This is a genomic window from Streptomyces sp. NPDC001450, from assembly GCF_053597295.1.
The window spans coordinates 34,718-45,251 of sequence record NZ_JBSFHY010000059.1 but is presented as its reverse complement, the minus strand read 5'-3'; the positions used below and the strand labels follow the sequence as shown (position 1 = coordinate 45,251).

At 73.7% G+C, this 10,534-nt stretch carries 12 protein-coding genes, 1 pseudogene and 1 riboswitch; of the genes and pseudogenes, 8 read left to right on the top strand and 5 right to left on the bottom strand.

Translation table 11 applies throughout. The features are described 5' to 3' along the window. On the bottom strand, positions 1-209 hold a 209-nt coding region (locus ACWC5O_RS41150), incomplete at its 3' end, for a cbb3-type cytochrome c oxidase subunit I (protein WP_450781214.1). 106 nt (positions 210-315) lie between these two features. On the opposite strand from ACWC5O_RS41150, the gene ACWC5O_RS41145 reads away from it, so the two are divergent. Beyond that, positions 316-879 carry an RNA polymerase sigma factor gene (locus ACWC5O_RS41145; RefSeq protein ID WP_450582210.1) on the top strand — a complete coding sequence of 188 codons (564 nt, stop codon included), beginning with the start codon at positions 316-318 and terminating at the stop codon, positions 877-879. Beyond that, entirely contained in the window at positions 872-1,894 is a 1,023-nt protein-coding gene (locus tag ACWC5O_RS41140; protein ID WP_450582208.1) for a CU044_5270 family protein, read from the top strand. Before ACWC5O_RS41145 ends, ACWC5O_RS41140 begins: the two co-directional genes overlap by 8 nt. Here ACWC5O_RS41140 and ACWC5O_RS41135 read toward each other — a convergent pair whose 3' ends face one another. After that, a complete protein-coding gene (locus ACWC5O_RS41135; protein WP_450582206.1) occupies positions 1,895-2,743 on the bottom strand; it encodes a bifunctional 5,10-methylenetetrahydrofolate dehydrogenase/5,10-methenyltetrahydrofolate cyclohydrolase in 849 nt (282 codons plus the stop codon). A gap of 22 nt (positions 2,744-2,765) precedes the next feature. After that, positions 2,766-2,846, bottom strand: a riboswitch (ZMP/ZTP riboswitch). Positions 2,847-2,873: 27 nt separating this feature from the next. Beyond that, the gene (locus tag ACWC5O_RS41130; protein ID WP_450582204.1) at positions 2,874-3,713 is read right to left on the bottom strand and encodes a hypothetical protein; all 840 of its coding nucleotides are present in this window, start codon (positions 3,711-3,713) and stop codon (positions 2,874-2,876) included. 60 nt (positions 3,714-3,773) lie between these two features. Here ACWC5O_RS41130 and ACWC5O_RS41125 point away from each other — a divergent pair, with 60 nt between their 5' ends. After that, entirely contained in the window at positions 3,774-4,322 is a 549-nt protein-coding gene (locus tag ACWC5O_RS41125) for a MarR family winged helix-turn-helix transcriptional regulator (RefSeq protein WP_450582202.1), read from the top strand. A 24-nt stretch (positions 4,323-4,346) separates the two neighbouring features. On the opposite strand, the gene ACWC5O_RS41120 is transcribed toward ACWC5O_RS41125, so the two are convergent. Then, a complete protein-coding gene (locus ACWC5O_RS41120) occupies positions 4,347-4,712 on the bottom strand; it encodes a nuclear transport factor 2 family protein (RefSeq protein ID WP_450582200.1) in 366 nt (121 codons plus the stop codon). A gap of 170 nt (positions 4,713-4,882) precedes the next feature. Here ACWC5O_RS41120 and ACWC5O_RS41115 point away from each other — a divergent pair, with 170 nt between their 5' ends. From ACWC5O_RS41115 to ACWC5O_RS41100, 4 genes and pseudogenes are all read left to right on the top strand, one after another. After that, positions 4,883-5,188, top strand: coding sequence for a hypothetical protein (locus tag ACWC5O_RS41115; RefSeq protein ID WP_450582198.1), 306 nt, complete (start codon positions 4,883-4,885; stop codon positions 5,186-5,188). 170 nt (positions 5,189-5,358) lie between these two features. Then, on the top strand, positions 5,359-6,447 hold the full coding sequence (locus tag ACWC5O_RS41110) for an S-(hydroxymethyl)mycothiol dehydrogenase (protein ID WP_450582196.1): 1,089 nt from the start codon (positions 5,359-5,361) through the stop codon (positions 6,445-6,447). Then, positions 6,447-7,076, top strand: coding sequence for an MBL fold metallo-hydrolase (locus ACWC5O_RS41105; RefSeq protein WP_450582194.1), 630 nt, complete (start codon positions 6,447-6,449; stop codon positions 7,074-7,076). The genes ACWC5O_RS41110 and ACWC5O_RS41105 overlap by 1 nt, the downstream gene beginning before the upstream one ends. 42 nt (positions 7,077-7,118) lie before the next feature. After that, positions 7,119-7,551 (top strand): annotated as a pseudogene (locus ACWC5O_RS41100) (SDR family NAD(P)-dependent oxidoreductase); the annotation flags it as partial. A 4-nt stretch (positions 7,552-7,555) separates the two neighbouring features. On the opposite strand, the gene ACWC5O_RS41095 reads toward ACWC5O_RS41100, so the two are convergent. Beyond that, complete coding sequence (locus ACWC5O_RS41095; protein ID WP_450582193.1) at positions 7,556-8,947, bottom strand: pyridoxal phosphate-dependent decarboxylase family protein; 1,392 nt, start codon at positions 8,945-8,947, stop codon at positions 7,556-7,558. A 61-nt stretch (positions 8,948-9,008) separates the two neighbouring features. On the opposite strand from ACWC5O_RS41095, the gene ACWC5O_RS41090 reads away from it, so the two are divergent. Further along, positions 9,009-10,406 (top strand): aminotransferase-like domain-containing protein, encoded by a 1,398-nt coding sequence (locus tag ACWC5O_RS41090; protein ID WP_450582191.1) that lies wholly within the window; start codon positions 9,009-9,011, stop codon positions 10,404-10,406. The last annotated feature ends 128 nt before the right edge of the window (positions 10,407-10,534 follow it).

The following is a 10,534-nucleotide window of genomic DNA, read 5'->3' as shown; positions in this document are numbered from 1 at the left end:
ACGGTGCCGTGCATCGTGAACGCCTGGTTGAACTGTTCGTTCGACATGATCTGCAGGCCCGGACGGGCCAGCTCGGCGCGCATGAGCAGCGCCATGACGCCACCGATCAGGAAGAACGCGAACGCTGTGACCAAGTAGAGCGTTCCGATCGTCTTGTGATCGGTGGTCGTCAGCCACCGCACGGCCCTGAAGTCTCTGATCCTCTTCACGCCCCGCCTGTGTCCGCGCCCGGCCCGTGGGTCACACTCGGACGGCGCGACGAGCATCACGGAAGAAGGGTGTGACGATCCGGGGGGTGCCGGACACGAACCGAATATGAGCAACGACGAGATCTTCGCCGCTGCCTATCGCGAGCACTACTGGGCGGTCAGCCGCTATGTCGCCAGGCGACTTCAGGGGCGGGCCGACGAGGTGGAGGAAGTGGTGGCGGAGGTGTTCACGGTGGCCTGGCGCCGCCGGGCCGACCTGCCCGTGACACCGCTGCCCTGGCTGTACGGCGTGGCACGCAACTGCCTGGCCAACGCGGTACGCGGCTACGGACGGCGGCGCCGGCTGGTGGACCGGCTGGGCAACGACGAGGCGGCGCACGGCCGGCACATCGTGGACAGCCCCGACGCGGAGGCCCCCGGCGCCTGGGTGCACGAGGCGCTGGCCCGGCTCTCCCCGGCGGACCAGGAGATACTGCGCCTCGCGGCATGGGAGGAACTCGGCGCCGACGAGATCGCGGTGGCCCTGGGCTGCGGCAGACGGGCGGCGGTCATGCGACTGCACCGGGCCCGGCGTCGGCTGAGAGCCGAGATCGACCGGATGGGGCCCGCTGCGGCAGCCCTGCCCGCCCCCGCCGACGCGACCCTCTGCGAGGACCACCGACATGGCTGACGAACTCGAACTCCTCCGCCGCGCCAACCCGGTGCCGACCGACGGCCCCCACTTCGGCGACGGGCCGCTGGACCAGCGCGCCGAGCGATGGTTGGAGCGGCTGCTGCACGAGGCCCCCCCGCGGCGCCGGGTCCGGCTGCTCCCGGCGCTCCCCGGTCGCACCCCGCGCGCCCGGCTGGTCTGGGGCCTCGCCGCCACCACCGTCGTCCTGGTGGTCGCCGTCGACGCCGTGCTCGGCGGTCCGAGCGCACCGCGGGCCGTCGCCGCGCCGCGCCCGCTGACCGTCCGCCTCCACTCCACGCCCGTGGCCCTGAAGGAGATGGTCGCCCTGGCCGACGCGGCCGCGGCGGGCGGCTCACCGGGCCTGCGCAAGGGCACGCACGTGCAGTCGTGGAGCCTCGGCATGAGCGACGGCAAGCACCCCGTCACCCTCCCCGAGGAGCGGGTGGTGCGCTGGCGGGCGGACGCAGGCCACACCGAACTGGTCGTGGCGACCGACCCACGCAGGCCGGGTCGCCCGGTCCTCACCGACGAGGGTGACAACCCGCACGAGGTGGCGGACGGCCACGTGATCAGCCGGACCACGTACCCGCCGATGTGGAGCGATGTCCCGCCCGAGGGGACCCCGCCGCACACCGCGGCGCGTCTGCGGGACTACCTCACCGAGATCGTCCGGCCCGGGATCGACCGCAGCACGGCCCCGCTGAGGACCGCCGAACTGTTCGACGCCGTCGGGGAACTGCTCGACCACTGGACCCTGGGTGCCCGCGAGTCGGCGGCCCTCGTCCGGCTGTTCGCCGAGGCCAAGGGGCTGCGGCCGGCCGGTGAGGTGACCGACCGCCTGGGCCGCCCCGGCCATGCGTACGTGTACGACACCGGGGGCGTTCGCCGCATGCTGATCCTGGAGCCGCGCACCGGCGCCGTCCTCGGCATGGAGACCACCTTCACCCGGGCCGAGCACGAGTACCGGGTGAAGGCCGGGGACGTCATGGAGTACCGCGCCTGGATGCGCTGATCACACCCCGAGCTGCCGGGCGGCGGCGGCCACGGTCTGCTCCAGCAGCGTGGCGATCGTCATCGGGCCGACACCGCCCGGCACCGGCGTGATCAGCGAGGCCCGCTCCACGGCGGAGTCGAAGTCGACGTCACCGACGTTCCCGGCGTTGTAGCCCGCGTCGACGACGACCGCGCCCGGCTTGATGTCCTGGCCCCGGATGAGACGCGGCCGGCCCACGGCGGCGACCACGATGTCCGCCTCACGGACCGCGGCGGACAGGTCCCGGGTGCGCGAGTGGCAGTACGTCACGGTCGCGTCGCGGGCCAGGAGCAGCATGCCCACCGGCTTGCCGAGGATCGCGCTGCGGCCCACCACCACGGCCCGCTTCCCGGCCGGGTCGACGTCGTACTCGTCGAGCAGCCGGATGATGCCGCCGGGCGTGCAGGAGACGAAGCCCGGCAGGCCGAAACTCATCGTGGCGAACGAGGCGAAGGTGACGCCGTCGACGTCCTTCTCCGGCGCGATCGCCTCGAACGCGGCCCGCTCGTCGATGTGGTCACCCACCGGGTGCTGCAGCAGGATGCCGTGCACCGCCGGGTCGGCCGACAACTCCCGCAGGGTGCCGACGAGTTCGGCGGTGGTCGTGGCGGCGGGCAGCGCCACGTGACGGGACTCGATGCCGGCCTTGCGGCAGCGGTTCTGCTTCATGCGGACGTAGGTGACGGACGCCGGGTCCTCGCCGACCAGCACCGTGGCCAGACAGGGCGCGCTGCCCGTCCGTTCGGTCAGATCGGCGGCCTTCTTCGCGGTCTCCTCGACGATGCGTCGGGCGAGGGCGGTGCCGTCCATGAGCCGGGCCTGTGTCATCTGCACTCCTGAGCTGGTTGGCCTTCATCGCCCAGGCGCGCGGCATTCTCCACGGACCGCTCCCCGGTGGTACTCCACCTCAGCGCCAGTCACGGCCCGCCCACAGCCTAGCCGAGAGCGCGGACGGCGCTCAGTGCGCGTCCGTGGACCCGGGCGCCGTGGGATCCGCCCCGGCGAGGAAGGCGTCCGCCTGGGCGGCCAGCCGGTCCGCGCCGATCGCCCCGGCCCAGCGCACGATCTCCGCCGCCAGGGCGACGGCGCCCGCCTCGTCGCCCGCGTCCCGGGCCAGCACGGCCAGCAGCAACTGCTGGGAGAGGGTGCCGGGCACCGTGCCGGCCCGGGCGCCCAGCGCGGTGGCCCGCCGCCAGCGCTCCCCGGCCCGCACGCGGTCACCGGCGTCGTGGTCGTGGTCGCCGAGATGCCGCAGCGCCTCACGGGCCAGCAGACCGTCCGCGCCGGCCTCCCCGGCGCGGAGCGCGGCGGTGTAGTGCCCGGCGGCGGCCGCCCGCTGGGCGAAGTGGTTCTCCGTGATCAGCCCCCGGTACATCGCCGCCCAGCCCCGCCGCACCTCGTCCGGAGCGCTGTCGTGCAGCTCCCGCGCCCGGTCGAGGACGGCGGTGAGCGCCTCGGGGTCCTTGCCGTCCGGGCCGATGCGCAGGGTGCCGTCGACCAGGAGCAGCCGGCCGTAGGTGTGCCTGAGCCGGAGGAAGCCGGTTTCCCAGTCGCCGTCCGGGAACTCCTTCTCCGCCGCCTCGAGCCGCTCGGCCGCGGTGTCGGTCCCCGCGAACCAGTCACGGTCCAGGGCGACTTCGGCAGCGGCCCGGGTGAGCCGCGCGCGGGCGGCGGGCTCGTCGGCGGCGGCCGCGTCGAGCAGCCGCGCCGCCCGCTCCCAGCGACCGGCCACGCTCAACTCACGTGCCGCGTCGAGTAGTTCATCGATGTCAACGAAAGCGTGCGCTGCAGAGGTCATGCCGGGCAAGGTAGTTACGCGAAAAATGATCCACAAGAAAACCACTGCGGGAGGCAGACAGTGCAGGACTCGGTGGACCGGCACGTGGCCGTCTGGGCGCGCGAGCTGGACTGGCTGGACCCGGTCAAGGAGGCGATCGTCGCCCGGCTGGCGATCCTCGGCCGGCACACCGCCCAGGCCCGCCGGGACGTGCTGGACTCCGACGGCCTCAAGTACTGGCAGTACAAGGTGCTGTTGATGCTGCGCAGGTCCGGACCGCCGTACGAGTCCAGTCCCTCACAGCTCGCCGGCCGGCTCGGCCTGACCCGGGGTGCGCTGTCGGCGCGGCTCGGGGCCGTCGAGGAGGCCGGGCTGATCACCCGTACCCACGAGACCGGCGACCGCCGGCGGGTGCGGGTACGGCTCACCGAGGCCGGGCACGCCGCGTTCGAGGCGCATGCGGCAGCGGAGGACGCGGGTGAGGGTGCGCTGCTCGCAACACTGACCGAAGCAGAGCAGCGGACGCTCGCAGACCTGCTGCGGAAACTGGTCCTGGCAGCCGAGAGCGGGGCGGACGCGCCCGGCCCAACGCTGCACGGGCCGAGAAGGTCCAGGTCAGCCGGGAGGTGACCTGGACCCTCGCGACCTTCCTCCCTACTCGTCCCATGCCTGGATCAGGATCTGTTCGGCGATCTTCCCGTCACGCAGGGTGACCATGGACTCGGCGAGGACACGCGTGCCGTCCGCGTACTCGCAGGACTCGGAGAAGGCGGCGTGGTCGCCCTGGATGACGCACTGGTCCAGCTTGTGCGTCATGTCACGGCTGTAGACGTCGTCGAGCATCTCGGCTATGTCGCGCCGACCGTGCAGGACCTTGGGATGGCTGGGCTGGGTGTTGCGGTCGATGATGCGGATCTCGGCGTCGTCCGCGTAGAGGGCGAGCAGGGTGTTCCCAGTGTTCCCCTCTATGCCCCGGCGCAGTGTCTCGGTGTCGAAGGCGGAGCCTGTCGCAGCTCCCATGGTGACCTCCTTAAGGCGCCATGGCCCGGCGGGAACAGGCCGCACGGGCCCCACCTCCGAGACTCCTCCGCCCCGGCGGCGACGGCAAGCGCAGCCGAGGCGGTCCGCCTGACGGGTGAGCGGCGACCGGGGGCCGTGTCCGAGCGGGGCCCGCCGCCGTTGCTGAGGGCATGATCTCAACACGACGTATCGTCGCCGCCGTCGGTCTGGCCGTCGGCGTCACGGGCCTCGCCGCGCCGCTGGCCAACGCTGCCGACGCGAGCGCACCGAACACCGGGCAGATCAACCCGATGACCACGCTGGACTCGCTCGCCGTCAGCGACATCCCCGCAGAGCACAGGACCGAGCTCCCGCGAGTCTCGGACCAGCTCCGCCCGTTGAACCAGGTCAGCGAACTGCAGCGGCTGAACGAGCTGCACCAGCTCACCGACCTTGCCGCCCCCGTGACCGGTCTGCTGCCCGCCGTCGAGGCCTGAGCCGCCCACGGACCCGAGGGCCGTCCCGCCCGGACGGCCCTCTTCGCCGTGCGTCCGGACCACCGGACGACGGCCGAAAGATCCACGGTCGTCGTCGTGGTCCAGCCCGCTACCGGGCCCTCGCGCGTAGGGTCGGCCCCGAAGGCACATCGAGGAAAAGGGGCCAGGCCATGGCGCAGGAAGTACGCGGCGTGATCGCACCGGGGAAGGACGAGCCCGTACGGGTCGAGACGATCGTGGTCCCGGACCCGGGGCCCGGCGAAGCCGTCGTACGCGTCCAGGCCTGCGGTGTCTGTCACACCGATCTGCACTACAAACAGGGCGGAATCTCGGACGAGTTCCCCTTCCTGCTCGGCCACGAGGCCGCCGGCGTCGTGGAGTCGGTCGGCGAGGGCGTCACCGACCTGGCGCCCGGTGACTTCGTCGTCCTCAACTGGCGTGCCGTGTGCGGCAATTGCCGGGCCTGCCTGCGCGGCCGCCCTTGGTACTGCTTCAACACCCACAACGCGAAGCAGAGGATGACCCTCGCCGCCACCGGGCAGGAACTCTCCCCGGCGCTCGGCATCGGAGCCTTCGCCGAGAAGACGCTGGTCGCGGCCGGACAGTGCACCAAGGTCGACCCGGCCGTCTCCCCGGCCGTGGCCGGGCTGCTCGGCTGCGGGGTGATGGCCGGCATCGGCGCCGCCATCAACACCGGAGGCGTCGGCCGCGGCGACTCGGTCGCCGTCATCGGCTGCGGTGGCGTCGGCGACGCGGCCATCGCCGGGTCGAACCTCGCCGGCGCGGCCCGGATCATCGCCGTGGACATCGACGACCGCAAGCTGGAGAAGGCCCGCACGCTGGGCGCCACCCACACGGTCAACTCCAAGGAGACCGACCCGGTCGAGGCCATCCGCGAGCTGACCGGCGGCTTCGGCGCCGACGTCGTCATCGAGGCGGTCGGCCGGCCCGAGACGTACAAGCAGGCCTTCTACGCCCGTGACCTGGCCGGCACCGTCGTCCTCGTCGGCGTCCCCACCCCCGAGATGAAGCTCGAACTGCCGCTGCTGGACGTCTTCGGGCGCGGCGGCGCGCTCAAGTCCAGCTGGTACGGCGACTGCCTGCCCTCCCGGGACTTCCCCATGCTGATCGACCTCCACCTCCAGGGGCGCCTGCCGCTGGACGCGTTCGTCACCGAGACCATCCAACTCGACGAGGTGGAGAAGGCGTTCGAGCGGATGCACCACGGCGACGTGCTGCGCTCGGTGGTGGTGCTGTGATGACCGCCCGCATCGAACGCCTCGTCACCTCCGGCCAGTTCACGCTCGACGGCGGCACCTGGGACGTCGACAACAACGTGTGGCTCGTCGGCGACGATCACGAGGTGGTCGTCATCGACGCCGCCCACGACGCCGAGGCCATCGCCCGCGCCGTCGGCGACCGCCGGCTCACCGCGATCCTGTGCACCCACGCCCACAACGACCACATCGACGCGGCCCCCGCCCTCGCGGACCTCACCGGCGCCACCATCTGGCTCCACCCGGACGACCTGCCGCTGTGGAGGCTCACCCACCCCGGCCGCGACCCCGACCGCCACCTCGCCGACGGCCAGGTCATCGAGGCCGCCGGCGCCGACCTGACGGTCCTGCACACCCCCGGCCACGCCCTCGGCGCGGTCTGCCTGTACGACCCCGGGCTCGGCGTCGTCTTCACCGGCGACACCCTCTTCAAGGGCGGCCCGGGTGCCACCGGACGCTCGTTCTCCCACTTCCCGACGATCATCGAGTCCATCCGCGACCGGCTCCTCACACTCCCGCCGGAGACCAAGGTCCTCACCGGACACGGCGACTCCACCACCATCGGCGACGAGGCACCCCACCTGGAGGAGTGGATCAAACGCGGGCACTGACCCGGAGCGGACCGCGGCCGCTGCGCCAACCGGGTCTGATCGGCGAGGCGTTGGGCGTGCGACGTGGCGGACCGGAACTCCGTCGAGGCGGCCGTCGCCCACGCCGTTGCCGCCTTCGGCTCGCTCGACGTTCTGGTCAACTGCGCCGCCCTGCCCCACCTCGCCGCCTTTGCGCGCTGCGCCATCGTCGGCGTCGGCTCCGTCAACGGCCCGCAGGACTTCGGCAACCACGCCTACAGCGTCGCCAAGGCCGGGCACGGTCCGCACCTCCGCCTGGGAAGCGCGCGACAGCGAACTCGACGCCGTCCGCGGCCTGTACCCGCTCGGCCGGGTCGGCGAACCGGAGGACGTCGCGGCCGCGGTCGCCTTCCTCGCCTCCCGCGACGCCGCCTGGATCACCGGCACCACGCTGGTGGTCGACGGCGGCCTGACCGCCGTACAGACCGGGTTCCGTACGGCCCTCGAGCAGCCCTGAGCCGTCAGCCGGAAGCCGCCGCGAGCACGTCCAGGACCCGGCGGGTGTCGGCCTCGGTGGTGCGCCAGTTGCTGAACGCGGCCCGCAGCGCGGGCACCCCGCCGTACACGGTCGGCGTCAGGAACGCCTCCCCGGACTCGGCGACCGCCCGCGCCAGCGCGGCCACCCGCTCCTGCGTGGGCTCCTCCTCGGCGAGCGTGAAGCAGACGACGTTGAGCCGGACCGGGGCCAGCAGGCGCAGGCCCGGCAGGCCGTCGACGCCCTCGCCCAGCCGGCGGGCGAGGGCCACGTTCCGCTCGACGATCTCGCGGTGCCCGGCCCGGCCGTAGGCCACCAGCGAGAACCAGGCAGGCAGGGCGCGCAGCCGCCGGGAGTTCTCCGGGGTGAGGTGCAGGAAGTCGGGCTCGCCGGTGGGCAGGCCCAGGTACGGCGAGGCGTTGTGGAACACCGCCACCTGGAGGTCGCGGCGGCGGGTGAACTGGACGGCCGCGTCATAGGGCACGTTGAGCCACTTGTGCAGGTCCACGCAGACCGAGTCGGCCGCGTCCAGCCCGTCGACCAGGGCGGCGTACTCGGGGGAGAGGGCGGCGAAACCGCCGAACGCGGCGTCCACGTGCAGCCAGAAGTCGTGGCGCTCCTTCAGCGCGGCGATCGTCCGCAGGTCGTCGAAGTCGACGGTGTCCACGGTCCCCGCGTTCGCGACGACGATCGCGGGCCGCCCGCCCAGCCCCGCCAGCGCCGTCTCCAGCGCGGCCACGTCCACGGCCTCCCGGTCGCCCGGCAGCAGCGGCACCCGCCGCAGCCGGTCCCGGCCGATCCCCAGCACCGACAGGGCCTTCACCACGCTGGAGTGCGGACTGCCGGAGAGCACGTCGACCGGGCCGAGCGCGGCGACCCCCGCCCGGGAGACGTCCACCCCGAGCCGCTCGCCGAGCCACTCGCGGGCGATCGCCAGCCCGACCGTGTTGGACACCGTCGCCCCGGTCACGAACGCCCCGCTGTGCGCCTCGCCCAGCCCGAACAGCTCGCGCAGCCATGCCACCGTCTCCCGCTCCAGCTCCGCCGCCCAGGAGCCGACCGCCCCGGAGACGTTCTGGTCGAACGCGGAGGTCAGCCAGTCCCCGGCGACCGACGCGGGGGTCGCGCCGCCGGTGACGAAGCCCAGGTAGCGGGGCCCGGCCGAGCCGGAGAAGCCCGGCGCCCACCGCCCGGCGAACCGCGCGAGGGCGCCCGCGCCGCCCGCGCCCTCGTCCGGGAGGGGCGCACGCCCGGGCGGCCGCCCGGCCGCGGCGACCGGCCGCTCGGCCAGGCCCGCCACCTCACCGGCGGCGAAGTCGCGGGCGGACTGCAGGAGTTCGGGGAGCCGGGAGAGATCGTCGGCGAGTGTGGGGTGCATGAGCCGCAGCGTAGGCCCGACGCGAGCCGTTCGACTGGTCCACTTGAGCGAAACTGGACCAATGGACACAGGTTTCGTCGCCGCGCTCGGTGACTGGCGTGCCCTGCCCGGCCCCCGCGCCGGCTCCCTCGCCACGGCGGTGCGCGAGGCGGTCGTCGACGGGCGGCTGCCGGCCGGCTCCCGGCTGCCCTCGGAGCGGGAACTCGCCCGCACCCTGCACCTCAGCCGCGGCACGGTCGTGGCCGCGCTGACCCTGCTGCGCGACGACGGCTGGCTCGCCACCCGGCACGGCAGCGGCAGCGTCGTTTGCCTGCCGGCCCGGCTCACCGAGCGCACCACGCCCTGGTCCCAGGACCGGGGCGGCGCTCCCGACGCCGACCTCGACCTCACCCTCGCCGTCACCGCCGCACCCCACGAGGCCTTCCGCACCGCCCTCGCCCGCGCCGCCGAACGCAGCGCCGCCCTGCTCGTCGACTCCGGCGTCACCGGAGTGGGCCTGCCCCGCCTGCGCGAGCTGCTCGCCGACCGCTACACCCGCGCCGGCCTCGCCACCCGCCCCGAGCAGATCCTCGTCACCGCGGGCGCCCAGGCCGCCCTGACCCTGCTCCTCGACCACCTCCACACCGACCGCCGGACGCCCGTCGTCGTGGAGAACCCCACCTACCCCGGCGCCCTCGCCGTCCTGCGCGCCCGCCGCACCCGCCTGCTGGCCGTCCCCGTCACGGCACCCGACGGCTGGGACGCCGCCCGCCTCACGGACACCGTACGCCGCCACGGTCCCCGACTCGCCTACCTGATGCCCGACTTCCACAATCCGACCGGCGCCCACATGGACGCGGCGCAGCGCCGTACGATCGCCTCCCTCGCCGACCGGTACGGGCTGACCGTCCTCGCCGACGAGACGATGCGCGACCTGGACCTGAGGACACCGCCCGGCACCGAACCCCACCTCGCAGGATCCCGGGTGATCCAGATCGGCTCGGCGAGCAAGACCCTGTGGAGCGGCCTCAGAGTCGGCTGGATCAGGGCGAGCGCGGACCTCGTTCGACAGCTGCGGCTCGGCCCGCTCCAGGCCCAGCTCTCCCCGCCCCCGCTGGAACAGCTCATCGCCGCCGAACTCCTCGGCGCGCCGCTCCCGGACCTCCTCGCCGACCGCCGCGACCGCCTGCGCGCCCAGCGCGACCACCTCGCCGGCCTGCTCACCGCGACCGGATGGACGTACACCGTCCCGGACGGCGGCCTCACCCTGTGGCTGCGCCTCGGCGCGGGCACGAACGCCACCGACCTCGCGGCCCGGGCCGCCGCACGCGGGCTCGCGGTGACCCCCGGCCCGCACTTCGCCGCCGACCGCACCACCCTCACCCGGCACCTGCGCCTGCCGTTCACGGCGACGCAGGAGACGCTGACGCGGGCGGTGGGGCTCTTGCGCGCATGCTCGGGGAGCCCCGAATCAGCCTGACCCGGCCTCCGCGCGGCGGCCAAGTTCACCGTTCCGTCACAGCGTGGCCGGAACTACAACCGTCGGGCCAGGCGGCAGGTCTAGTAGGCCGAGAGCGCGGGAATCGCGAAGGGAACCGCCCGGGGGAA

What these genes read in the sequence shown, in the direction of transcription:
- ACWC5O_RS41095 (WP_450582193.1), bottom strand. Translation starts at nt 8,947, where the DNA reads ATGCACCCCACACTCGCCGACGATCTCTCCCGGCTCCCCGAACTCCTG.
- ACWC5O_RS41090 (WP_450582191.1), top strand. Translation starts at nt 9,009, where the DNA reads ATGGACACAGGTTTCGTCGCCGCGCTCGGTGACTGGCGTGCCCTGCCC.
- ACWC5O_RS41105 (WP_450582194.1), top strand. Translation starts at nt 6,447, where the DNA reads ATGACCGCCCGCATCGAACGCCTCGTCACCTCCGGCCAGTTCACGCTC.
- ACWC5O_RS41135 (WP_450582206.1), bottom strand. Translation starts at nt 2,743, where the DNA reads ATGACACAGGCCCGGCTCATGGACGGCACCGCCCTCGCCCGACGCATC.
- ACWC5O_RS41115 (WP_450582198.1), top strand. Translation starts at nt 4,883, where the DNA reads ATGATCTCAACACGACGTATCGTCGCCGCCGTCGGTCTGGCCGTCGGC.
- ACWC5O_RS41130 (WP_450582204.1), bottom strand. Translation starts at nt 3,713, where the DNA reads ATGACCTCTGCAGCGCACGCTTTCGTTGACATCGATGAACTACTCGAC.
- ACWC5O_RS41110 (WP_450582196.1), top strand. Translation starts at nt 5,359, where the DNA reads ATGGCGCAGGAAGTACGCGGCGTGATCGCACCGGGGAAGGACGAGCCC.
- ACWC5O_RS41120 (WP_450582200.1), bottom strand. Translation starts at nt 4,712, where the DNA reads ATGGGAGCTGCGACAGGCTCCGCCTTCGACACCGAGACACTGCGCCGG.
- ACWC5O_RS41145 (WP_450582210.1), top strand. Translation starts at nt 316, where the DNA reads ATGAGCAACGACGAGATCTTCGCCGCTGCCTATCGCGAGCACTACTGG.
- ACWC5O_RS41140 (WP_450582208.1), top strand. Translation starts at nt 872, where the DNA reads ATGGCTGACGAACTCGAACTCCTCCGCCGCGCCAACCCGGTGCCGACC.